General features: G+C 40.2%; 19 protein-coding genes. 9 read left to right on the plus strand and 10 right to left on the minus strand.

Going from position 1 to position 25,666, the window contains the following annotated elements; all coding sequences use genetic code 11:
* Positions 1-9: 9 nt before the first annotated feature.
* Complete coding sequence (gene radC, locus R2Q78_RS20730) at positions 10-708, minus strand: RadC family protein (RefSeq protein ID WP_316794471.1); 699 nt, start codon at positions 706-708, stop codon at positions 10-12.
* A 75-nt stretch (positions 709-783) separates the two neighbouring features.
* Positions 784-1,038: a 30S ribosomal protein S20 gene (gene rpsT, locus R2Q78_RS20735; protein ID WP_316794472.1), complete on the minus strand. Its 255-nt coding sequence runs from the start codon at positions 1,036-1,038 to the stop codon at positions 784-786.
* A 625-nt stretch (positions 1,039-1,663) separates the two neighbouring features.
* Here rpsT and purN point away from each other — a divergent pair.
* Together purN and R2Q78_RS20745 are read left to right on the plus strand one after the other, a co-directional pair.
* Complete coding sequence (gene purN / locus R2Q78_RS20740) at positions 1,664-2,242, plus strand: phosphoribosylglycinamide formyltransferase (protein ID WP_316794473.1); 579 nt, start codon at positions 1,664-1,666, stop codon at positions 2,240-2,242.
* 332 nt (positions 2,243-2,574) lie between these two features.
* Positions 2,575-5,157, plus strand: coding sequence for a TonB-dependent receptor (locus R2Q78_RS20745; RefSeq protein ID WP_316794474.1), 2,583 nt, complete (start codon positions 2,575-2,577; stop codon positions 5,155-5,157).
* A 296-nt stretch (positions 5,158-5,453) separates the two neighbouring features.
* On the opposite strand, the gene R2Q78_RS20750 is transcribed toward R2Q78_RS20745, so the two are convergent.
* From R2Q78_RS20750 to R2Q78_RS20775, 6 genes are all read right to left on the minus strand, one after another.
* A complete protein-coding gene (locus R2Q78_RS20750) occupies positions 5,454-5,888 on the minus strand; it encodes a DUF4488 domain-containing protein (protein ID WP_316794475.1) in 435 nt (144 codons plus the stop codon).
* Between the two features lie 93 nt (positions 5,889-5,981).
* Positions 5,982-6,938 (minus strand): discoidin domain-containing protein, encoded by a 957-nt coding sequence (locus R2Q78_RS20755; RefSeq protein ID WP_316794476.1) that lies wholly within the window; start codon positions 6,936-6,938, stop codon positions 5,982-5,984.
* A gap of 17 nt (positions 6,939-6,955) precedes the next feature.
* A complete protein-coding gene (locus R2Q78_RS20760; RefSeq protein ID WP_316794477.1) occupies positions 6,956-8,800 on the minus strand; it encodes a RagB/SusD family nutrient uptake outer membrane protein in 1,845 nt (614 codons plus the stop codon).
* 2 nt (positions 8,801-8,802) lie between these two features.
* Positions 8,803-12,174, minus strand: a complete 3,372-nt coding sequence (locus R2Q78_RS20765) for a TonB-dependent receptor (RefSeq protein ID WP_316794479.1) — start codon at positions 12,172-12,174, stop codon at positions 8,803-8,805.
* Positions 12,175-12,352: 178 nt separating this feature from the next.
* The gene (locus R2Q78_RS20770) at positions 12,353-13,516 is read right to left on the minus strand and encodes a FecR family protein (protein WP_316794480.1); all 1,164 of its coding nucleotides are present in this window, start codon (positions 13,514-13,516) and stop codon (positions 12,353-12,355) included.
* A 69-nt stretch (positions 13,517-13,585) separates the two neighbouring features.
* Complete coding sequence (locus R2Q78_RS20775; protein WP_316794481.1) at positions 13,586-14,149, minus strand: RNA polymerase sigma-70 factor; 564 nt, start codon at positions 14,147-14,149, stop codon at positions 13,586-13,588.
* A gap of 213 nt (positions 14,150-14,362) precedes the next feature.
* Here R2Q78_RS20775 and purH point away from each other — a divergent pair, with 213 nt between their 5' ends.
* From purH to rodA, 6 genes are all read left to right on the plus strand, one after another.
* Positions 14,363-15,889 (plus strand): bifunctional phosphoribosylaminoimidazolecarboxamide formyltransferase/IMP cyclohydrolase, encoded by a 1,527-nt coding sequence (gene purH, locus R2Q78_RS20780; protein WP_316794482.1) that lies wholly within the window; start codon positions 14,363-14,365, stop codon positions 15,887-15,889.
* Between the two features lie 87 nt (positions 15,890-15,976).
* Positions 15,977-16,999: a rod shape-determining protein gene (locus R2Q78_RS20785; protein WP_048907325.1), complete on the plus strand. Its 1,023-nt coding sequence runs from the start codon at positions 15,977-15,979 to the stop codon at positions 16,997-16,999.
* 108 nt (positions 17,000-17,107) lie between these two features.
* The gene (gene mreC, locus R2Q78_RS20790; protein ID WP_316794485.1) at positions 17,108-17,947 is read left to right on the plus strand and encodes a rod shape-determining protein MreC; all 840 of its coding nucleotides are present in this window, start codon (positions 17,108-17,110) and stop codon (positions 17,945-17,947) included.
* Positions 17,937-18,452: a rod shape-determining protein MreD gene (mreD, locus tag R2Q78_RS20795; RefSeq protein ID WP_316794486.1), complete on the plus strand. Its 516-nt coding sequence runs from the start codon at positions 17,937-17,939 to the stop codon at positions 18,450-18,452. The genes mreC and mreD overlap by 11 nt, the downstream gene beginning before the upstream one ends.
* The gene (mrdA, locus tag R2Q78_RS20800; RefSeq protein ID WP_316794487.1) at positions 18,452-20,437 is read left to right on the plus strand and encodes a penicillin-binding protein 2; all 1,986 of its coding nucleotides are present in this window, start codon (positions 18,452-18,454) and stop codon (positions 20,435-20,437) included. The genes mreD and mrdA overlap by 1 nt, the downstream gene beginning before the upstream one ends.
* Positions 20,434-21,702: a rod shape-determining protein RodA gene (rodA, locus tag R2Q78_RS20805; protein ID WP_316794488.1), complete on the plus strand. Its 1,269-nt coding sequence runs from the start codon at positions 20,434-20,436 to the stop codon at positions 21,700-21,702. Before mrdA ends, rodA begins: the two co-directional genes overlap by 4 nt.
* 11 nt (positions 21,703-21,713) lie before the next feature.
* Here rodA and R2Q78_RS20810 read toward each other — a convergent pair whose 3' ends face one another.
* On the minus strand, positions 21,714-22,886 hold the full coding sequence (locus R2Q78_RS20810; protein ID WP_316794490.1) for a hypothetical protein: 1,173 nt from the start codon (positions 22,884-22,886) through the stop codon (positions 21,714-21,716).
* 99 nt (positions 22,887-22,985) lie between these two features.
* On the opposite strand from R2Q78_RS20810, the gene R2Q78_RS20815 reads away from it, so the two are divergent.
* The gene (locus R2Q78_RS20815) at positions 22,986-23,579 is read left to right on the plus strand and encodes a thymidine kinase (RefSeq protein ID WP_316794492.1); all 594 of its coding nucleotides are present in this window, start codon (positions 22,986-22,988) and stop codon (positions 23,577-23,579) included.
* 8 nt (positions 23,580-23,587) lie between these two features.
* On the opposite strand, the gene R2Q78_RS20820 is transcribed toward R2Q78_RS20815, so the two are convergent.
* Positions 23,588-25,651 (minus strand): glycoside hydrolase family 2 protein, encoded by a 2,064-nt coding sequence (locus tag R2Q78_RS20820; protein ID WP_316794493.1) that lies wholly within the window; start codon positions 25,649-25,651, stop codon positions 23,588-23,590.
* Between the last annotated feature and the right edge of the window lie 15 nt (positions 25,652-25,666).

Consider the following 25,666-nt stretch of genomic DNA (forward strand, 5'->3'; position numbering starts at 1 on the left):
TGCGTTAAGTTAGATTAATCCTTCATCACCAAAGCTATAAAACATTTTATTGGTTACAATAAGATGATCCAAAACATAAAGATCTAACATTTTGCCGGCTTCGACTAGTTTTTTAGTAATATTCAGATCCTGAGAACTAGGCTTTATATTTCCTGAAGGATGATTATGAGCCAAAATAATACTGGCCGCGCTATGTTCCAGTGCGATCTTGAAAATAATCTTGGGATCAGAAACAGTACCTGCGAGTCCGCCCTTACTAATCAGTTGTTTGCCGATAATAAAATTTGCCTGATTCAATAGCAGTATCCAGAATTCCTCATGGCTGAGGTCTTGAAAAACAGGCAGTAATACCTGGTAAGCATCTTTTGACGACGTCACTTTTACCACCTCTGGTGTTTCAGTTTCCTTTCTTCTTCTACCCAGCTCAAGTGCAGCTACTATCGAAAGGGCTTTCGCTTCACCGATTCCCTTAAACTTAGAGAAGTCTTTCACTGAGATTTTCCCCAAAGCATCAAGATCATTGCTATAGAATGCAAGTATGCGCTTGCTTAAATCAACGGCACTTTCATTTTTACTGCCCGACCCGATCAAAATTGCGATCAGTTCGGCATCGGTAAGGTGCCTTCTACCGTGCAGCAGTAATTTTTCTCTGGGTCTGTCGGCTTCAGCCCAAAGTTTTATGCCCAGTTTTTCCTGATATAATTCCATATAGCGATACAATATTTTTGAAACAAAAAAAGGGATATGCATTGCATATCCCTTTTCAATATTGTAAAGCTCAGCTTATTTTAAGCCATTAACAAATTTAGTTAATTTTGATTTGTTGTTAGCTGCTTTGTTTTTGTGAATAACGCTCTTTTTAGCCAAACGATCTAACATAGATACTACTTTAGGAAGTAATTCTAAGCCAGTTTTTTTATCTTCTGCAGCACGCAATCTTTTGATAAACGTACGAGTTGTTTTTGCCTGGTACCTGTTACGTAAACGTTTAGTTGCGTTTGCTCTAATTCTTTTTAGTGAAGATTTATGATTTGCCATTTTTTGTTATTAATATTTTTATCTTGGAGCCAAGCCCCCTTTATTCTTTCTATTTTTCGGACTGCAAATATATGACTAATGTTTTTAAATTACAAAACGTTACAGAAAATATTTTTTAGTCATTAAATTTATTTTCAATCTTATACCAACAGCTATCCGATTCCAGGGTATCATGAGACCTTCTGCCGGACTCCTTATCACCCATGTGGAACTGCCTTATACTTTCTTTCTAAAACATCACCTTAAGTGCCTGTGACAGGTATTTAGGAGGTGTGCTTATACTGCATTATTATTTGTTACGGGTTTGTAGCGGATTTGCTACGGGTTTGCAGCGGGTTTGGTACGGCTAAACCCGCTTGAAATACGTTTAAAAGCCGTACAAAATTCGCCTAAAATATGTCCTCGTATAAAACGGATCCTAAGTGCAGTCTAACCGGAGCATTTTAAAACTATATTGTAAATACTCAGGAAATAATAGCCCAAAACCCTACTTTTGATGATAAAATGAACATTCTTACCTTTGGACGGGAATAATCATTTGTAAAACTGGCCGTATTAAAATATATTTATACCGATGAAGCCATCATAGATAGTTTCGTCACAATTCAAACACCAACTTACACGGATGAAAAAACGCATTGCAATATTTGCTTCAGGATCAGGCTCCAATGCCCAAAAGCTAATGGAACATTTTAAACGCAGTGCAGAGGTGGAAATTGCCCTGGTACTGACAAACAATCCGGATGCATACGTATTGCAACGTGCAGACAATTTTGAAATTCCTTCTCATATTTTCGACAGGCACGAGTTTTATCACACGGACAATATTATTGACCTTTTAAAGAACCTGGAAGTAGACCTCATCGTCCTCGCCGGCTTTTTATGGCTCATTCCTAAAAATCTTATCGCTGAATATCCTGGCCGTATAGTCAATATACATCCGGCCATTCTGCCTAAATACGGCGGCAAAGGCATGTATGGAGATCATGTGCATAATGCTGTAATGGCTGCAGGGGAATCTGAAGGGGGTATTACGATACACTATGTAGATGAAAACTATGACGAGGGTGAGTACATCTACCAGGCAAAATATCGCATCGATAAAGATGACAACCTGGAGATGGTCAAATTCAAAGGCCAGCAGCTGGAACATCAGCATTATCCGCGTATCGTGGAGACCATCATTAAGAAGATAAAAAAATAGCAAGCTTATTATATAATAGACCGCGATTATTGAACTATTTCAATATAATCTACCATTTCTATAGATTTTATTTGTTTTGATGAAGAATGTTAATATATTTGCCCCACTATGTTAACCGTAAAGTTCAAAAAACGAATAAAAATGAAAGCAGATTTAAACAACTTCCTGTTGTACTGTTGTTGTTGAACAATCAGATTGCAATCAGTTGCCTGCGATAGCGGTAACCTGCACAAATCCAATTAACAAAATTTCATTACAACCTTAGAAAGGGCATAAAAAATCCTACTGGATTTCCTATGGACTTACTACAACAAAACATTTAAATATTAATTATGAAAAAAGCATTACTTTTTATTTTCACACTTTTGCTTTCGGCAAGCTATGTTTTTGCTCAAAGTACCATAACAGGTATCATAAAGGGTCCCAACGGCGCCCCGGTACCAAATGCAACAGTGTTGATCAGAGGCACTAAAACTTCTGTAAAAGCAGATGACAAAGGAGCATTCAGTATCGTTTCCAACCAGCAACACCCATTCTACATTCGTGTCAGCTCAGTTGGTTTTAAACCACAGGATTTTCAAGTTTTAAGCCCTCAAACTACACCTCTTGAACTGACACTGGTGGAAGATTCGGAATTGGCTGAAATTGTTGTAACGTCGAGAAGACGTGCGGAGGTGCTACAGGATGTGCCTATTGCAATTACGGTTATTGGCGGACAAGCAGCAGAAAACGCAGGTGCTTTTAACGTTAACCGTTTAAAAGAGCTGGTTCCTTCTGTACAGTTGTATGCTTCAAACGCCAGGAATACAACACTTAATATCAGGGGATTAGGCTCAACATTTGGGTTGACCAACGATGGTATTGATCCGGGAGTTGGTTTTTATGTAGATGGCGTATATCAGGCCCGTCCGGCCGCGACTTCTACCGATTTCCTTGATCTCGAGCGAATAGAGGTTCTGCGTGGCCCTCAGGGTACCTTGTTTGGTAAGAATACGACAGCAGGTGCATTTAACATCACAACGACAAAACCAACGCTTACACCAACAGCAAAAGCAGAATTCAGTGTTGGCAATTATAATTTCATCCAGGCTAAAGCTTCGGTGTCTGGAGGTATAGCAAAAAATCTTGCCTTAAAATTAGCACTATCGGGTACGCAAAGGGACGGCACAATTTATAACGTTCCTGAACAACGCAAATATAGCGGACAAAACAACCTTGGCCTTAAAAGTCAGTTGTACTACACCCCTTCAGAAAAACTGCAGGTGTTGTTAAGTGCTGATGTGAGCTTCCAGCACCCTGCCGGTTATCCACTGGTTGTCGCTGGCATTACGACAACAGAAAGAAATGCTTTCCGTCAGTATGCTAAAATTGTTTCAGACCTCGGATATCAGCAGCCTAAAATCGATCCGTTCTCAAGAGAAATCTACAGCAATACGCCATGGAAACAAAATCAATCAATTGGCGGTGTCTCAGCAAACGTAGATTACAAAATAGGTAAAGGAACACTGACCTCTACTACAGCCTGGAGATTCTGGAACTGGGATCCTACAAATGACAGGGATTTTTCTGAATTCTCTGCCCTGACAAAATCACAAGGGAACTCACGCCACGATCAGTATTCACAAGAGATCAGGTACGCAGGTACCATTAATGAAAAATTAAGCGGCGTAATCGGTGCGTTTGTGCTTCACCAAAACTTGAAAGGACTGGCCCAGACAGAAGAAGTAGGTAAAGACCAGTGGAGATTTGTGCAAACCTCTGCCACAGGTGATCAGGCACGTTATAATACTCCTGGCTTATTAGATGACTTTGGAATCACCACCAACTCTACCATTAAATCTTTAAGTGCTGCTATTTTTGCCCAGGCCGACTGGGAATTTATCGAGCACCTGCATGTTTTACCAGGTTTAAGATTTACTTACGACAAAAAAGATGTTAATTATGACCGCGTAACCTACGGAGGACTGCAGACTACCGATGCTGTTTTGCTCAAACTAAAAGCAGATGTATACAAAAACCAGCAGTTTAATACGAGTACGGATAACAACAATTTGTCAGGTAACGTTACCGTATCGTACCGACCTTCTACCAGACTCAATGTATTTGGAACTTTCTCGACAGCATATAAACCAGTGGGTGTAAACGTGGGAGGCTTACCAACCCTGGCAAATGGAGATGCTGATCTTTCGGTAGCTGTAGTAAAACCAGAATATGTTCAGCATTACGAATTAGGTGCGAAAACAAAACCGGTTAAAGGCGCTATCCTAAACATCACTGCTTTCCAGACAGACATCAAAGATTACCAAACCAACGTTCAGTCGCCTCAGCTGGGCGTAAACAGGGGGTATCTGGCCAATGCTGAAAAAGTGATTGTAAAAGGTCTTGAAATTGATGGAACCTATCAACTGCAAAGATTCCTGACTTTAAACGCAGCTGTAGCTTATCTTGATGGTAAATATGACAAATTTACGAACGCACCGCTCCCACTGGAAGAAACCGGGCATACAGAAACTGTTAATGGTGTACCTAATAACCAGGTTGCATTCAAAGATGCTTCAGGAGGCAGGTTGCCAGGTATCTCCAAATGGAATACTTCAGGTGGTTTCGAATTGAGCACAGCCGGTAAACTGTCTACGGTTGAAGGCAGATGGTTCGTTGCCAGTGATATCAGCTACCGTTCAGAGTACTCTTCTAACCCGACACCTTCAAAAGTGCTGAATGTAGAGGGCTATACATTGGTTAATGCCCGTATAGGATTCAAGGCCGACAAATTCTCTATCTTCGGCTGGAGCAGAAATATTGGCGATACGCATTACTTCGAACAATTGCAGGCTGCGGCTGGTAACTCAGGTTTATATGCAGGTGTACTTGGTGACCCAAGAACTTTTGGTGCCACACTTCGTTTTGCTTTCTAATTGAATATTTAAGTTGCTATATAAAAAAGAATCCCGGCAGCCATGTCCGGGATTCTTCAAAAAACTGCTTATCTAAAACAATAGATTTCAAAAGCGTCAGGCGTTGGCGGAAGACTTTCCCGAATGATGCTGTATGGAAAAATATACAAAAAAGGCCAACGGAGTTGCGGTAGACAGTATATTTATGGTTCAAAGTTTAAAAAACCTTCAGCCCTTAGACGATTTTGAAGTAATTCTATCCAGTCCTCCCTCTATTATAAATTGGACTTCAACCACTTTTATCCGAAATCTACAGATTAAAAAGTATCCGGAAATCCAACTTTTTTCCAGGCTTCCATTAAGGTAGCTTTACCACCTAAACTTGCGTTAACAACACCCCCCATTTGCATGATATCATTATTGATCTTGTATTTAAAATGATTTGTTTTTCCTTGCATTGCCTTATTTATGGCAGTCACTACCGTCTCGTTAAATAAACTGTCATTGACAATTTTGTAGGTCCCCTCTACAAATGTTATGGCTCCATTATTTGTAAATGCTATAGATTTAAAAGTTGAATCTTCATAAATTTTAATGTACTGGGCTGGCCCCAACATCTTCCCATCTACAGTCATCCGATTACCTATTTGCCAGATTCCTTTCAAACGGTTGTTTTTCGCTTCTCTTTTTAAAGTGAAAGCTGTAATTAAGAACGCAACAATAACGAGCGGTAAATAGATAGATAATTTCATGTTGTAATTTAATTAATAAATATTATTTATGGAAAAAGATCGCATCAGGCAATTTTGCCTGTATGCGATCTTGCAAGAACGTTTATTGATATTTTATTTTACCTTGAAAACCTGAAATTCTGCCAAATGGGTGTAAGCCTGTGGCCCCTCTGTCATTTCCAATTTCAAAAATTTCACTTTTGTAGGCGCATCCAGTTCATAGTTTTGCAAAGATTTTAAACTTGGATCCATGGTTTTGCCAGTCAACAGATCTATCCATACCGCACCATCAACACTACCCTTTAAGTTAAACTTTGTAAAACCAGTGGCATTGTTACTTCTAGGCGCCATTGATATGCTGGTTACATTCGTTTGTGTAAGCATATCGACCTGAATCCAATGTGGATAGGATGATGCTGGTGTAGAATATTGAGAATGCCAAAAAGTTGCCAGATCTCCGTCAAGTACCGCCGCAAGCGTTCCGTCACCAGCCTGAGTTGTTGATGCTGTTATACCCCAACCCGTCCTGTCAGCTATTATCTCAGGTGCTTTATACTTCACTGTAGTAATGAACATTGTTTTCAGCAATGGGTTCACGTTATAACCCGATGCATCCGAAATACTGATCGGCAACATATATACCTTAGTCGGATCTAAGTTTTTTGAGTTGTATTTCAAAGAAACCAAGTTAGATGTGATCCCTCCGCTTGGAATGATGACATCTAAACCGCTAATTGTATATGCATCAGCAGGAAGTTTTAAATATGGCGCCAGATTTTGACTGGCACGCACCACATTAACACTATCAAACGCTCTGTCATCTACTTTAAATTTCACTGCGATGTTACTTGATGGCAGACCAACCGCAGCAAAAGAAGCGCCGAAGTCATAGGAAACAACGGTATCTTTTGCAGGATAAAGCGTAATTTTTTGAGCCGTGGCCTGTCTTGAAACATAAATTACGGTATTTGCCTTAGAGTCTGTCTGCTCCAGATACCCTTCCTCCTTTTTACATGCGCTCATGAATGCAAAAATTGATAGGCTATAGGTTAGTATTTTATATATTTTCATTATTATATCATTTTAAATTAATAGCCCGGAAGCTGAACAATTTGTTTGTTTCTATCCATTTCATTTTGGCGATACGGAAGGAAATAAAACTTACGCTGCCAGTTTGCTCTCGTAGTAGCTACTACCCTTTTGTAAAAAGATAAATCAGATAAAGAAGTACCGGCATCCATATTCATACCATAGAAATCGCCACCTTGTTTCGTCCCCGGTTCATTTGGGATTTTCCATCTGCGGACATCCCAAAATCTGTGTCCCGATTCATAGCAAAGCTCAATTCTTCTCTCCAATCTAATTTGCTTACGCATCTCAACCTGACCTAAGTCCGTTGATATTTCAGGAATCCCGCCTCTTGTACGGACATCATTTAAATATTTTAATATGTCTGTGTTTCCAGGTTGTGATTCATTTAGCGCTTCTGCGTAACTTAGATACAGCTCAGCCATCCTGATCAACATTGCGGGACGCGCCGGATTACTTCCTGTACTCAGATTCGTATTTGGATGAATATTTTTCCTTGCTGTATATCCTGTTTTAGGATAATCCCTCGCATTTGCCTTCTTACCAGATGCTGCAGTAGAAAAATAGGTTACATAAGTCTGTCCTGCAGCCGGAACTACCGGTATTGTAGATCCGCTAAAAGTAACATCTACGTAAAACCTTGGCTCTCTTCCTACATACATATTATTGGTTCCGGTAGAATAGTAAGGAGTTGTAGTATTGGTAAATGTAGTTTCACTATAAGTTGGAGTCTCTTTTATCGAGCGTCCATCAGCCATTCTAAAATCATCAACTAGCTCTTGTAAAACACCAATACCATTCCATCCGTTACCTGATAAGGAATTCTTTGGTGCAGAGTGCTGGGACCATTGAGCATGAACACCAGTCGCTCTTCTGAGCCAGATACCTTCTTCTTTCCAGCCATCCCAAAACATGTCCCTGGTCGAATTGAAACCTTGCAGAAACAAGTTGGTATTAGGCTTAACAAACAATTTACGACCTTGGGCAACATTTAAATCAATTGCTCTTTTTATAGCTTCCGTTGCTGTTTTCCAGCGATTAGCATCATAAGTCTGACTAAACAATTGTTTACCGTCAAAATTCTTCCAATCTGCAAATTCAGTATTTCCATTAAACAATGGACTAGCGTGTGCAAGTAAAACTTGTGCTTCGATAGCTGCCGCTACTGGAATTGTAATCCTACCTACCTGATAATCGTCAGGGGTAGTGGAACCACCGGTAAGGTGCAGACTGGTCAAACTTGCTTCAGATGCACGCATCTCATCCAAAACAAACTTCACACACTCATCCCATGAACTTCTTGGAATCTGAAAGTTATCATTAGGAAGCCCGGAAATTAAGGGTGCTATAGCCACAGGACCAACTTCTTTCATTAATAACCAATGGTAATAGGCCCTTAGGAAACGTGCCTCACCTTTATATTCTTTAACTATGGCCTCGCCGTTCTGCTGCTCCAACAGTTCTTTACACTCATCAACTCTTTCCAGGAAAATGTTAATATTCCTGACCAATTGATAGTAAGTTTCGAACCTGGTTGGAGAATTGTCCGTCGTAACAGCCCCTGAATTTATAGTTAGCGCAGCACCTGTACCCCAGTTGGCATATTCCAGCTCATCACTGATACCGGCGTACTGATAACCATATGGTTGATCCCATATATCTTGTATACCTGCATAAAGAGAGAAAAACCAACGTTCAGTATTAGCTCTGTTTGAAAATACTTTATCGATCGTATTTATATTGTCCGGAACTGTATCGAAATATCCTTTTTTACAGCCGGTGGGCAGAAAAAGCAAAGATAAAAGCACAGCAGACATGAATGTTTTTAAAAATGTGTTCTTCATGATTAGTTAAAATTAGCACGTAAGCCTAAGTTAAATGTAGAGATGTTGGGATAAGAAGCACCACGGCCATCACCCAATTCCGGATCCCAGAACTTCCATTTTGAGAACGTCAGCAGGTTGGTTCCGTTTCCATAGATCCTTAGCTTTTTTACAGCCACCTTATTCAAAAACTTAGCATTGAATGTGTAACCTACTTCTGCACTCTTTAAACGGATATAATCTGCCCTTTTCAGCCACCATGTGCTTGAGTAGTAATTGGTAGTAACGTCTTGATTTGTCGATAAACGTGGATAAAAAGCATTTGGATTTGGATTCTCTACAGTCCAGCGATCAAGCACTTTGGTATACATATTTCCATAAGTTGCTCCCTGAGAGAATGGAGTGGTTCCGGTACCGCCATTATAGCTAAAGTCTACCTGAGCTGCACCCTGGAAGAATAATACCAGATCAAATCCTTTATAACCTCCACCAAGGTTTAACCCGTATAAAATTCTCGGAGTGCTCCCATACCCGATCGATTGCTGGTCAAAAGAAGATATGATCCCGTCACCATTTAAGTCCTTATATCTGATATCACCAGGGCGAACATCGCCTGCTTGTGTAGGGGCATTATTGATCTCGTTCTGATCTTTAAATAATCCCATGGCTACATATCCAAAACGTTGACTGATGGCATGACCAGTGCGGTTAAGCCAGGAATATTGCCATGGTGGCAGGCCATCGAAAACATTTTTATTCTCGTTGGTATTGAAAGTGCCTCTAAAAGTAACAAAACCGTCCCTGAAACTTTTATTGTAGTTTAAAGTCACATCAATACCTCTGTTTGCTGTTTTACCCACATTCACATAAGGAATATTACCGGTGGTAAATCCTGAGATATAAGGTATGGTATAGTTTTGCAACAGAATGTCATTTCTTTTTTCTTTAAATAGCTCTACAATCAATTGCAGGTCGTCTCTCAAAAAATTGATTTCTATACCAAGATTATGTCTGAAACCTGTCTCCCACTTTACATCACTGCCAATCCTGGTTTCCTGATAGCCCGTATAGGCCCTATCGGCTCCTGGAATACCAAACGTATAAGAGAATGCATCACCTAAAGTAGATAAAAATAAGAAACGTGATCCTGTATTGCTGTTACCCGTCAAACCATAGGTGTAGCGGAATTTCAGGTAAGAAACGAAGTCTTTAACAGGCTCGAAGAAGCTTTCATTTGACGCAACCCATCCGGCACCGACCGAAGGAAAGAAACCAAAACGCTTGCTGGGAACGAAGTTTTCAGATCCCGAATAACCAAAGTTGGCCTCAAAAAAGTATCTGTCGTCATAGCCATAATTTACCCTTCCCACCAGGGAACGCGATCTGAAAGGTATAGACCCAATCAGATCGGTAGCATTTCCGTTTACATAGTCTGACTGGTTGAATAGCAATAACCCCGAGACGTCATGAACACCGAATTTTCTGGAATAATTAAGGGAACTCTCGGTATAGAATCTCCTGTTGCTGTTACGGTCAGAAGAAAATCCGAGTACATCCGATCCCGTTTCCGCTATCCTCGTAACCAGTTTTCCTTCTGCATCTCTGCCAGTAGCTAAATAGGACTGCAAAGTTCTGGAGCGGCTCAAGCTACTTCCATTAATGACGTCAAACGCAAACATCGTCGAGAAAGACAATCCTTTTGTCAGGAAATCCAATTCCTGATTGACCTTGATGTTACTTCTAACAGTATTTGAATAACTATTTGAATAGCCATTGGCAACCAGATAATAATAAGGATTGAAGGGCACTCCAGGAAATTTCGGCCACTGACCATTAGAATAGATAGGAGGTACAACGTGCGGAGATTGTAAAGTAGCATAATCGAAGATTGCATTTACACCTGCAGAAGGAGTATTGTAATTGGTAATAAACCCATTGATACCCAGTTCCAGATTGGTTGTTTTTGTAACCTTAACACTAACATTACTATTAAAGTTAAACCTGTCTAATTTCAGGGTAGAATTAAAGGATTGTGCTTCATCCTGTTTAAACATCCCCTTTTCAGTATAGTATCCTGCTGATACATAATATTTTGCAGCATCTACACCCCCACTTACATTTAAATTGGCTCTGCTGGCGCTGGAAAAATCATTAAAAAGGTAATCGTACCAGTTTACATTAGGATATAGATCAGGATCTTCTCCACTTGCATGTTTAGCTATTATAGCCGGGTCATACTGGGGAGTTCTACCTCTGTTTGTCAAGCTCTCATTATATAAGTTCATGAAAGTAGGAGCATCTATAAAATTAGGTAACTCCGTAAATTTTGATCTGGAACTATTTAATTCTACGTTAATGTTCGGCTTTCCTATCTTACCTTTTTTGGTATTTATGAGAACCACGCCATTCGCACCACGAGTACCGTAAACTGCTGTTGCGGTCGCATCCTTTAATATTGTAAAACTTTCAACATCTTCAGGATCAATGTTATTAATCGGCCTGTCGGGAACACCATCAACAACCAGTAAAGGTGATTGTGGGCTACTGGCAAAAGTGGCTATACCACGGATGAAGATATTAGCTCCATCTGCACCGGGTGCTCCGCCACGCTGTGTGGAAATCACACCAGCTAATCGTCCTGCTAATGCCGTAGTTAAATCTCTAACTGGTAATTTGAGTTCTTCGGGCTTTATGGTAGACTGCGCTCCTACAACACTTATCTTCTTTTGTCTTCCGAAACCGACGATGGCAATCTCATTCAGGTTTCCGGCCTCAGGTTCCATCACGACATTGACATCGATCTTATTTCTTACGGGAACAAACTGCTTTTTATAACCGATGAAGCTAAATTCGAGTGTATCTGTAGGCTCTACCTCTATGGTAAATTTACCTTCTTTATCTGAAATAACATTTCGTTGCTTGCCTGTAATCCTGATGTTTACTCCAGGTATAGGCATAGACAATTCATCTTTTACAGTTCCGGACACTTTCAAAAATCGCTGCAAGGGTTGTTCGACCTTTATAGTTCCGGGCTTTTCACGTTCTTTTACAACAATGGATTTCCCCCTCACAGAATAGGTTAAGGGTCTGTCGTCAAGCACTTTTGAAAGTGCCGATTCCAGTGAAACGTCCTTTAAATTCACCGTTACAGGTTTTACTTTATCAATATCATTAGATATAACGATGATGTTATACCCTGTCTGCTTCCTTATTGATTTCAATACATTGTCCAGAGGTTCATTAGTGACGTTTAATGTAACCTTACTCTGTGCAAGACTGCTCGCATTGACATGCATTATTGCTGATATGATTAAAATAATCGTCAACTTCATAATTAATACCATTTTCTTGCTCATATAGCGGAGGCTATATGGACCAGAGAAATAAATTTTCATACATTTGGTTTAGTTTGGTTAAGATTACAGGCGCATTAATGCGAACTGTAATTGTATTCAGTTAATTGTTTTGCTTTTAGACAGATTTTCTAATGGATGATCCAAACTTTTGCCAGGGATGCTCGAACATTCCTGGTTTTTTTTATGCTATATATTTTGGAATCATCGCCGGGTAAAATTATTGCATAATCGTTATCCTCCTTCCTTCCATTTTAAATTTGAACTTACCTGTTTCCTCAAATAACTGGAGGACTTCAGACAAATTGGTGTTTCTGGCAATTGCGCCCATTATCTTAGTCTTGTTATTATTAGCGCCTTTATTTACAACCTCAATATCATACCAGCGCGCCAGTTTTCGCATAATGAGATTGATGTCATCATTTTCAAAAATAAAGTATCCGTTTTTCCAGGCTACCGCCTCCTCTGTATCTACATTATTGATATCGAATGTACCTAGCTGCAACACTGATTGCTGTCCGGGCTTCAATATTTTAGCAATTTCTTTATTTGCAGTTTGATATACTTTCACACTCCCTTCAATCAAAGTAGTTTTTATATTTTCCTCGTCTGTGTAGGCATTGACATTAAAATGTGTTCCTAAAACCTCAATTTCCTGATCACCTGAAATAATTCTAAAAGGTTGTTTCTTATTTTTAGCCACTTCAAAATATGCCTCTCCTATCAATTCTACCTTTCTTTCAGAACCAGAAAATCTGGCTGGATATTTCAAAACTGACGAGGAGTTTAACCAAACTTTTGTGCCATCAATGAGAACGATCTGGTACTGTCCGCCTTTAGGTGCTTCTAGTAAATTAGGTTTATCGCTGTCTGCCGCATCCTCTCCTGTTACTTTATAAATGAGTTGTCCATCAGCAGTTTTGGTGATCTGAACCCCAGACTGCATGGCAAGCGTGCCAATAGTGCTATCCGACAGCTCAATCCTTTTTCCGTTCGATAATGTAAGATAAGCTTTATTACGTCCAGGCTTTATATCTGGTTTATTCTTTAAAGCATATTGTTCCTTATCGGCAGATGTTGAGTATACAAAATAATATACTCCTACAACCGTCAATAAGAATAAAGAGGCAGCAACAAGCAGACTCTTTATCCGGATAATCCGGATTGGTTTTTCTCCTTGTCTTTTATTCTCTTCTATCTTTAAAGAAATTGCTTCACGTATTTCATCCCTGGAAGATACATACGAGGGCTCAGGAAGCATGTCTTTAGTGAGCGCGGACTGGGTGTTATACCAGTGCTCCACGAGCGCTTCCTCCTGAGGAGTGCAAAGTCCGTTCTTATATTTTTCTAGTAGTTCTTCTTGTTTGTCAAAATCGCTCATCATATTAACTGGTCTTTTGAGAGAGCAGTTATTGGTATAACGACTTGGGGACTACGAGGTAGTAGATGAAAATTAAAAAAAAAATAATAATGGCCCTAATTTCGATTTTAGGATGTGGAGCGCGTTATTGATTTGTTTCTTCACTGTTTTATCGGAGATGTTCAAATATTCTGAAATCTCTTTGTGAGTTCTGTATTGCCTGCGGCTTAGTTCAAAGACCTGTCTCATTTTACATGGGAGTGCATTGATCTCTAATTCAATCTGACGACTCAATTCTCGTTGGCTCACTGTAGCATCAGGAGGCTCGACATAACTTTCCATCTCATCTTTCAACGAGCTGAGGTATTTGTCTCTTACTTTAGAATGCTTGATGTGGTCAAGGATTTTATTTCTGGTAGCGGTATATAAAAAAGCCGCCAAAGGTGAGCGTATAACACCGCTTTCCGCCTTAATCCAAAGCATAACAAATACTTCCTGCACGACATCTTTTGCCTCCTCATCATTTTGAAGCATTTTTCTGGCATGCCGATACATGATTGCCCAATATTTGTCATATATATGCTCGTAAGCTTCCTTGTCTCCTAGTTGTAAGGAATTCAGTACAGCTTCGTCATCAATACATAACGGTTTGCTCATTTCAAATACTTAGTTTAATCGCTATGAATTACTTATATTCTTGTTCTGTGTACGGTACTAATGTATAAATTAAAAATAGATTAACAAAAATGATACAAACATTTTGATGAAGGTCTGCATTTTCGCTGATCGCTTTTTCCCTGAAATTACTAAAAACAACCATTTGCCATTAAAAGAAAAACAGGTATCTTTGCGGCTCAAAATTTTTCTCCAATGAGTCAATCCATAAAGATCAAAAACGCTTTAATTTCAGTTTATTACAAAGATGGTTTAGAACCTCTGGTTCGTTTACTTGCACAGCAAGGTGTACAGTTATTCTCTACAGGAGGTACTGAACAGTTTATTAAAGACCTGAATATACCTGTTACTGCTGTTGAAGACCTTACTGGCTACCCTTCAATTTTAGGTGGAAGGGTTAAAACTTTACACCCTAAAGTATTCGGCGGTATCTTGAACCGCAGAAACTTAACTTCTGACCAGGAGCAAATTGCTCAGTACGAGATCCCGGAAATAGACCTGGTAATCGTAGACTTATACCCTTTTGAAGAAACACTTAAAGCTGGCGGTTCTGAAGAAGAGATCATTGAGAAGATCGATATTGGCGGTATTTCTTTAATCAGAGCTGCTGCAAAAAACTTTAATGATGTAGTAATCCTTGCTTCTAAAGATGATTATTCAACTTTACAAGTGCAATTGGAAGCTCAAAATGGAGAGACGACACTTGAACAACGTAAGGCATTCGCTAAAAAAGCATTTCATACTTCATCTAACTACGATACTGCGATCTTCAATTATTTCAATACTGAAGAGCCGCTTACGGTATTTAAACATAGCATTGCGCAGGCGCAGACTTTAAGATATGGTGAAAACCCGCATCAGCAAGGTGTATTCTATGGCAATCTTGATGAAATGTTTACCAAACTGAACGGCAAAGAACTTTCATACAACAACCTGGTAGATGTAGATGCGGCTGTTGCCTTAATCGATGAGTTTACAGAGCCTACTTTTGCTATATTAAAACATACAAATGCCTGCGGACTGGCTTCAAAACCAAGCATTCTTGATGCATGGAACGTTGCCTTAGCTTGCGATCCTGTTTCTGCATTTGGCGGTGTATTGATTGCCAACCGCGAGATTGACCTGGCTACCGCTACTGAGATCAACAAATTGTTTTTTGAGGTACTGATCGCTCCTTCTTATCAGCCGGAAGCTGTAGAACTTTTCCGCGCTAAGAAGAACAGGGTAATTTTGCAGCGTAATGAAGTAGAGCTGAGCAAAAAGCAATTCAAGACTTTGTTGAACGGCGTTATTGAACAAGATAAAGACCTGATCATCGAAGGTCCAGAGCAAATGACCACGGTAACTGAAAAAGCACCTACTGCACAGGAACTGAAAGATTTGTTCTTTGCCAATAAGATCGTTAAACATACCAAATCAAACACCATAGTTTTTGTAAAGAACGACCAGCTTTTGTCGAGCGGTGTAGGTCAAACCTCAAGGGTTGACGCCTTAAAGCAGGCAATTGTGAAGGCTGATGCTTTTGGTTTCGATCTAAAAGGTTCAGTTATGGCTTCTGATGCGTTTTTCCCGTTCCCGGACTGTGTTGAAATTGCTGCTGAAGCTGGAATTACTGCTGTTTTACAGCCAGGAGGATCTATAAAAGATGCAGATTCAATCAATAAGGCAAATGAAAAGGGAATTGCTATGGTTACTACAGGAGTTAGACATTTTAAACACTAATTTATTTACTACTGAATACAATAAAAAGACGTAGTTTTACATTAGTATAGTACATAGAATTTTTTATCCTTAAATTATCACCTATAAATGGGTCTATTTAATTGGTTTACACAAGAGGTTGCGATCGACTTAGGTACTGCTAACACCTTGATCATACATAACGATAAAGTAGTAGTTGATGAACCTTCAATTGTTGCTTTTGACAGACAAACAAACAAGATTATAGCTATTGGCAGACAGGCCATGCAGATGGAAGGTAAGACACACGATAATATTCGTACGGTCAGACCTTTGAAAGATGGTGTTATCGCCGACTTTAATGCTGCTGAAGCCATGATCAAAGGTATGATCCGCATGTTAAACGGCGGTAAAGGCTGGATGTTCCCTTCTTTGAGAATGGTGATCTGTATTCCTTCGGGCATCACTGAGGTAGAGAAACGTGCAGTAAGGGATTCGGCAGAAATTGCCGGCGCCAAGGAAGTATACCTGATCCATGAACCAATGGCTGCAGCTGTAGGTATTGGGATTGACGTGGAAGAACCAATGGGGAATATGATCATTGATATAGGTGGCGGTACAACAGAAATTGCGGTAATCGCATTGTCAGGTATTGTATGCGACCAGTCCATTCGCGTAGCGGGTGACAATTTTGACTCTGATATTGTTAACTATATTCGCCGTCAGCACAACATCATGATTGGTGACCGTACTGCTGAGAAAATTAAAATCGAAGTTGGTGCTGCATTGCCTGAGCTTCAGGACCCTCCTGCTGATTTTGCAGTACAGGGAAGGGATTTAATGACAGGTGTGCCTAAGCAAATCACAGTTTCTTATACAGAGATTGCACATTGCCTTGACAAATCAATTTCTAAAATAGAAGAAGCGATTCTTAAAGCATTGGAGATCACTCCTCCGGAGCTTTCTGCGGATATTTACCAGACTGGTATTTACCTTACTGGTGGTGGTGCATTGCTTCGCGGGTTGGATAAACGTGTGGCGGCAAAAACCAAATTACCTGTTCACGTTGCAGAAGATCCCCTTCGTGCAGTTGTACGCGGTACAGGTATCGCCTTGAAAAACATAGGTGGTTTTAAATTTTTAATGCAGTAACTTTAAGTTATTTAAACGTTACGTCATCCTGAATATTCCAGGAACCCGTATGGAGAATTCTGACCTGTTCAGGATGACGTTAAGTAATCAATACTACAGAAAAAGAATATGCGCAACCTTTGGATCTTCATAAGCAGATATAACGCGTTTTTCTTTTTCATCATTTTCTTTTCCATAGGCATCTTCCTGACTATAAAGAACAACGCTTACCAGCGCAGTGTAACGGTAAACTCTACCAATAAGGTAGTGGGCGACGTTTACAACAACCTCAATGTTTTAAAGAAATACATCAACCTTGGCACTGTGAATGATAGTCTGGCTGCTGAAAATGCCAAACTGAAAACCGCCATTCTTGCCATGCAGAATATTGACACGGCTAAAGACGTGCTTGTTAAAGATACTGCCGGCGTACCACAATACACCTATTTATCCGCACGGGTAATTAAGAATTCTATTACCAATCGCAATAACTTCATCACCATCAACAAAGGTAAAGCAGACGGGCTCGCAGAAGGCATGCCGGTAATTTCGCCGGGAAGAGGTGTTGTAGGCTCTATTAAAGATGTTTCAGAACATCTGGCCACCATCCAGTCGTTGTTGCACAAAAACACTTACATCAGTGTAAGTGTGAAGAATACAAAGGCTTTCGGTTCAATGGTCTGGGGAGAAAACAATTTTGATTACAGAAAAGCGCAGATCAAAGAAATTCCCAATCATTTTAAACTGAAGCTTAGAGATACCATCATCACCTCCATATATTCTAAATATCCTTTGGGTACTTTAGTGGGTGTGGTGAGTAATCCGGGTATTTCACAGGGTGAGAATTTTAAGACTGTAGAAGTGACCCTATTTAATGATTTCAGCTCCTTACAGTATGTGTATGTGATCAAGAATAAATTTGCAAAAGAACAGGAAGAATTAGAAGCAAAATTGCCGAATGAACAGTAAATTAATATTGGTAAATATAGTACGGTGGTTTGTACTGCTTTTGTTTCAGATCCTCTTGCTGAGGAACCTGAGCTTCTACAACATGGCCACTCCTTTTGTATATGTGTTGTTCTTATTGCTGCTTCCTTTTGGTATTCCTAATCTGTTGCTTTACCTGATCGCCTTCATTACCGGGCTTACACTGGATGCGTTTTATGATACGTTGGGTGTACATACCGCCGCCTGCGTGATGCTTGCCTTTGTGAGGATCTCATTTATTGCAGTTACAGTAAACCGTGATGGCTTTGATGAGCCGGAACCCACACTTGGTAATATGGGATTTAAATGGTTCCTTTTTTATGCTGTCCTATGTGTATTCGCCCATCATATTGTACTGTTCTTTCTAGAAACATTCAGGCTTACTGAGTTTTCTTATACGCTTTTGAGGAGTCTGACGAGCAGCATCTTTACGCTTTTTGTGGTTATATTGATAGAGTTTATATTTTATAACAGAAAGGCCCGCTAATGGACAATTATAATTTGTTTAACCGAAAATATGTGATTCAAGGGTTATTCATTGCAATTGGCCTTATTTTACTCAGTACTTTATTTTACATACAGGTTTATAGTGATAAATATTTCCTCTCCGCAAAGAGTAATGTATTACGTCCTATTTACACCTTTCCAGCACGCGGGGTTATTCTGGATCGCAAAGAAAGGGTTTTAGTCCAGAATGAACCTGTTTATGACTTGATGGCTATTCCTAATGATGTTCCAGAATTCGACACTGTTGCGCTTTGTCAGATCATAGGTGTAGACACTGTACGGTTTCGAAAAAACTTCAGGAAAGCCCGAAAGCTTTCAAGGTATCAGCCCAGTATTATAGAGAAACAACTTTCGGTACAGACTTACCAGTCGTTATCTGAACAGCTTTCAAGGTTTCCAGGTTTCTTTGTACAGAGCAGAACCATGAGAGAATATCCCGATAGTATTGCGGCTCACTTTCTAGGCTACATTAAAGAAGTAACATCTGACGACATTAAGAACTCAGAAGGATATTATAGATCCGGTGATTATAATGGAAAGTCGGGAATTGAAAAATACTATGAAACCTTTCTTCGTGGAGAGAGGGGCGTTGTAAATATGCTGTATGATGCACGTAACGTCCCCAAAGGTAGTTACGCCGAGGGCAAATTTGATACGGCAGCAGTGTCCGGAGATCAATTGATTTCATCTTTAGATGCAAAACTGCAAAAGCTTGGTGAACAACTCATGAGAAATAAGGTTGGTGCCATTGTAGCTATAGAACCCGCTACAGGTGAAATACTTTCTTTTGTTAGCAGTCCTACTTACGATCCAAACTTACTAGTGGGCCGTCAATCGGGAACTAATTACATGAAAATTTTAGGAGAATCTAATTGGCCGTTTAATCCCCGCCCTATTAAAGGCTATTATTCACCGGGTTCATCATTCAAACCACTAGATGCACTAATTGGTCTGCAGGAAGGTGTTATAGATCCGAATACAACTTTCTATTGCCCGGGATACTTTATGGCAGGAAAACAGAAGATCAGATGTGAACATCAGGACTTTGATATTGCTTTGAGAAGAGGTCTTGCCAGATCATGCAATACCTATGCTTGCTACGTTTTTCAAAAGCTGATCACTCAAAAAAAATACAAGAACCAACGTATCGCTTATCAAGATTGGTATGAAAAAGTTAAAAAGTGGGGACTAGGATCGCCATTAGACGTTGATTTACCATTCGAAAGAAGTGGGACATTATATACCGCAGAACAATACAATAAGCTTTATAAAAACCGTTGGAGCTACTCTACAGTCATCTCATTGGCTATTGGTCAGGGAGAGATGGCTGCTACTCCGCTTCAAATGGCGAATATTATGGCCGTCATTGCCAATAGGGGATATTATATTAAGCCCCATTTGATCAAGTCAATTGGTAAGAATCACGTCATTAAAAAGGAGTATGTAAAGAAAAACTATGTTGATATAGATGCCAGACATTTTGAACCGGTCATCGACGGTATGCAGGACGCAGTAAATGCATCCTGGGGTACAGCCATTGCATCCAGGATTCCAAATATCATCATGTGTGGTAAAACCGGAACAGTACAAAACTCACGTGGTAAAAATCACTCTGTTTTTATTGGTTTTGCCCCAAGAGACAATCCGAAGATAGCCATTGCAGTAATAGTAGAGAATGCTGGTTATGGCGGTGCCTATGCAGCACCGATAGCTAGTTACATCACAGAGAAATATCTTAGAGACAGCATCACCGGAGGAAGGGCTGCCGAAGTGGAGTGGATGAAGAAACAAGTTGTACTTCCTCCTCCTCCTAAACCTAAAGTCAAACCCGGTGCGAAGCTCACGGATTCTACAAAAAAAGATACTACAGGTAAAGTTCCGGTTAGTCCCGCCACTCCTGTTAAGCGTGTTATTTCAGACATAAAGCCAATTAATTCAACAAAGCAAGTAACCAGTACAAAATGAACAATCAGCAAGGAAACCGTTTCTTCTTTAATGTAGATTGGATCACCATTCTGATTTACATGGCACTTTGCACCATTGGCTTTGTTAATATTTATGCTTCATTATATAATGAGACAAATACCTCCATGTTTAACTTTTCAACTGATTCAGGAAAACAGTTGATTTTTATACTCGCCGGACTCGTTCTTGGATTTTCGATATTGTTATTTGATGCTAAGTTTTTCAGTGTCTTCTCTCCCATTGTTTATGGCGTAACAATGTTTTTGCTTATTGTGGTGCTTTTTGTCGGGAAAAAAATCGGTGGAAACCAAGCCTGGATACCTCTTCCGGGTGGTTTTAGATTGCAGCCTTCAGAGTTTGCAAAATTTGGAACGGCACTCCTGCTGGCAAGATACATCAGTAATTTCAATCCCAAGTTCCGGGATTTTAAATCGATTGCCTTTGCTGCACTCATTATAGGGATACCACTGCTTTTGATCATGTTACAGCCAGATACAGGTTCTGCATTGGTATTCCTCGCTTTTATGTTTCCGATGTACAGGGAGGGCCTGTCGGGCTATTTTCTGTTGATATTTCTGGGAATGATCGTATTGTTCGTTGCCGATTTCCTGGTTCCTATGTCTGTCCTCGTTCCGGTTATACTGTCTATTGGCGGTATATTCATTTACCAGAACAGGCGAAAGCAAAAGATCATGTTCTCTGCCATTGCAGTTACAGTAATAGCGATCGCCTATTTGTTTGTTGTGAAACTGGCCTATGATAAAGTATTAAAACCTCATCAAAGGAACCGTATAGAAGTGATGCTTGGATTGAAACTGGATCCAAAGGGAGTAGCCTATAATGTAATCCAGTCCAAGATCGCCATTGGCTCCGGACAGCTTACAGGCCGTGGCTTCCTGCAAAACACGCAAGCTAAATATGGTTATGTACCCGCAAAAAGTACCGACTTTATCTTTTCTACCATCGGTGAAGAATGGGGATTTATAGGCTCATTTACAGTCATAGGATTATACCTGTTCTTATTAATTAGGCTAGTCAACCTAGCTGAGCGACAGCGATCTTCTTTCTCTCGCGTATATGGCTATTGCGTGGCCTGTATCCTATTCTTCCACGTATTCATTAATATTGGCATGGCAATAGGCATTGTGCCCGTTATCGGCATCCCACTGCCCTTTATCAGCTATGGTGGTTCCTCATTGTGGAGCTTTACAATACTGTTGTTTATATTTCTGAAGCTGGACTCTAACCGGATGGGCTTTATTTAATTAAAATGCAATTAACCTTCTGGAAAACGCTGCTTTAATAAACCATAGAACTTATCGACGGTAGCCTGCTTTGCTTCCCAATTGTTTTTTTGCGCGTAGTTGTTCTTCAAAAATGTATCAGCGGTTTTCAGGTCAGGCATTTTATTGATCAGGTCTATTGCCTCAGAATAAGCCAGGTTATAACCATTGAACAAGTCTTTGATGTAAAGCAGCTTTTCATTCAAATTGATTGCTCCTTTCAGATCAGCGATTGTTGGCTTTGCAGCATTTTCATTGTTGATACCAGATGTTGACGGGCCCCCGTTTTTAGCAGCGAGGAGATCATTTAAAGTAGGTCTTGCCGCAGCCACAGCCGGTTTTTCTTCTGGTTTGGAAAACAAGGTTTCGGCAGGTCTGGAAACCTCAGCAGGCCTTGTTTCAGAAATATATACAGGAGCAGGCTGAACAATCTTTTCTTCAACTTTATCAATTACAGGCGCTTCAACTCGGGTTTGGGGCACCTCTTTTTCTTCTATTTTATCAGCTGCAAATGCTGCAGGCTGATGAGCAGATGGCATCAAAAATGGCTCAGGAGCGATCTCTTCTTCTTCCTCTTCAACACGAGGTTCTTCTCTTAATCTCTGTTTCTGGGCAATAATTTCCTGTTCCTCATCACTAAGCGGTCGGTTAAATATCTCTACTACTGATTTTTGTTCTTCAAATTCGAATTTATCAGTTTCAGGTTCTTCGTTTAAAATGAATTCAAATGTTGGTGTCGTATTGTCCAGTTTCTGAACATCCTCCTGTTGCAGCTCTTCCTTTTCTATCTGTTCAAATGCAGGGGTCTCCACAGCAGCGATCAGTTCTTCAGTCTGTTCTGTTTCTGCTTCTGTAAATTGATCCAGGTCAGTTACCGTTTCCTCTTCAATCCTCAAAGGTTCCTGATAAACCTCGGCTGCTTGCTCCTCTACCAATATGGCTTCAATCTTCGATTCCTCATGAGCCGGCAATTCCTTTAAAGCCCTGTTGTTATTAATTTTTCTTACAATCTGAACATGGTCAGATAAAAAGTTAGCGTTTGCCAGAAAAAGCTCAAGTTCTAACTCATTAAGCTGTTGCGGATTCTGAGCTAAAAAATCGTACTGATCCTGCAGTTCGTTTAGTATCTGTCCTATCTTTTTAAAAATATCCTCTTGGTTCATCATAGTTTAATAACGGGAAAATTGACTTTTTATGTTGGTAACTTGACACTCAAAAGTACTACAAAATTCTGATATTAGCTCCCTTAAAGTACCACAGTACACATGTTATTCAGCGAACAAAATTACAGAAGAGGAGAATTTTGCGGCAGCATAGAGGTAATTTGCGGCTCTATGTTCTCAGGCAAAACGGAGGAATTATTGAGAAGATTGAAAAGGGCACAGATTGCTAAGCTGAAGGTGGAGATCTTTAAACCCAAAACAGATACCAGGTATGATGAACATGCTGTAGTATCTCATGACCTCAATTCTATTCAGTCTACTCCTGTAGAAACCTCATCATCAATTTTACTATTGAATGCTGATACTCAGGTAGTGGGTATAGATGAAGCACAGTTTTTTGATGAAGACCTGCCTGAAGTATGCAATAAGTTGGCCCAGAAAGGCATCAGAGTTATCGTAGCTGGCCTGGATATGGATTTTCAGGGTAAGCCTTTCGGTCCTATCCCTGCGTTGATGGCCATTGCAGAACTCGTAACCAAAGTAAATGCTGTTTGCGTACGCTGCGGCAGTCCTGCGATGTATTCATTCCGCACCGCTGCCAGCGAGGCCAAAGTATTACTAGGCGAAAAGGATAGCTATGAACCCCGCTGCAGACGTTGCTTTCATTTAAGTGACAGCACCATAAACCTCAACTGACACCTGGATTAAGGTGCCGGTTGTTTTAGCGTCCATTCACAAGTATCTTCCAGCCATTTTCCTTTTACCTTAGATTTTACCAGGATGGTATTCTTACCTGGCTGCAACAATACATTTTCCCATAGTATGGTATTGAGATCATTTTTCTCTTTTTTACCATATTCCTTTCCGTTCACCCAGAGTTCTGCATTTTGAACGTTGGCAAAAACCTTTACACTTGCAGCAGACTTTGTACGCTCTGTATTTCTTCGTTCTGCGATGTACAGCATTGGTTCGGGATTCCAGTTTGCTTTATAAAAATAGAAAGCATCTTTTTTAATTGACCGGTCATAAGTAACCAACCCCTTATCATTGATAGCGTCATTATCACCCTCTGTTCTGATAGACGATCCAAAATCTGCAAGTACCCAAATGAATTTACCCCAGATGAATGGTCTTTTCTTAAATTCTGCCCAATGCTTTTCATGAAATGCAGTCTGCCACTCTTCCGGATGAAACCTTCCTTTTGGAGAAGGTTTTTCCAGCCCCTCTGTGTGTTTAAAAGGACTTGCCCCGGCACCATATTCACTGACCGAAATTGGCTTATCCGGTATAGTTTGATGTACTTCATCTGCCCATGCTCCTACTTCATCAAAGTCTCCCCCATACCAGCCAAAATACTGGTTCCAGCCCATAAGGTCAGTCAGGTCTTTAAACTCATTGGCCCCCAGATTGGAAGCAAGTGTAGTGAGCCGACCTGGATCTTCCTTTTTTGCGAGGGCATTGAGTTCCCTTATAAATGGCTGCGGATCGTCATAGTTGAGTTTCAATTCATTAAACATCCCCCAGAAACAAATGGAAGGATGGTTATAATTTTGCCTGATCAATTCGATCAGCATGGTCTTAATGTTATTTTCCAGGTTTGGATTTTTCATATATCCAGCCCCTGTATAACCGCCCGGACCTACAAATGGGATCTCTGACCAAAGCACAATGCCATTTTGATCACAAAGGTCGTAAAAATGCCTGTTTTGAGGATAATGGGTTAGGCGTGCAGCGGTAGCACCTAATTCTTTAATGAGATTCATGTCATTATCGTGATCGGCATTTGTAAGTGCTGATCCCTTTCCTGACACATCTTCATGCCGTCCGACACCGTATAAATCCAGGTATTTACCATTTAAGAAGAAGCCCTTGTCAGGATCAACATGAAAATACCTAAGCCCTAAAGGCTGGGAAATCTGGTCGATCACTTTATTGTCTTTTAACAAGAGGACCTCAGCAGTGTAGAGATAAGGGTCAGATTTAGCATTCCACAAATGTGGTTTGAGAATTTTAAATGGTTGCTTTACTTCTTTGGTCCTGGTATCACTGACGGTACTAACCAACGAAGAAACGATCTTTTTATGCTGATCATAAATGGTAGTTTTCAAAGACAATCCGCTTCCAGTGTTTAGCGAGAGCTTAGTGGATACTTCTATTTCTGCTGATTGCTCTGAGACTGCCTTTTGGCTTACATATACTCCTGCAGCCCCATAGTCCAAAGGTGTGATGCAATCCTGGCCAGTGATGATCAAAGAAGCGGGACGATGAATACCCCCATAAACATTAAAATCACCGTGCAAGGGAATCACATCCAGCCTGTAGGCATTACTTACCTGAACTGTTATTGAATTACTTCCGGGCTTTACAAAATTGGTAACTTCCAGGCAAAAACCTGTGTAGCCACCGTAATGTTCTCCTACAAATTTATTGTTTACCAGTATGGTAGCTACGCTGTTTATCCCTTCAAAATAGAGGAAAAGCCGCTTACCATTCCATTCAGGTTTTACATCCAGCGTATTTTCATAAATGGCTGATGTCCTGTTATAATCTGCCACACCCTTTAATGTCTCCAGCGCATTCCAGGTATGTGGCAGATTTACTTTTTCCTTTTTAATATTCTGTTCAAAATTATACGTAAAGTAAAACTGCCAGTCGCTGTTTAAAGAAACGGATTGCCGGCCTGGATCAATCGGTGCTGCTGTTGATTTAAGACTTAAAGCCAGGCTAAAAATAATAAGGGATTTGGCAATGATACTTTTAATATGCATGGTATAAAATTGTTC

Origin of the sequence: Pedobacter frigoris (assembly GCF_032678645.1) — a bacterium.
GTDB classification, from domain to species: Bacteria; Bacteroidota; Bacteroidia; order Sphingobacteriales; family Sphingobacteriaceae; genus Pedobacter; species Pedobacter frigoris_A.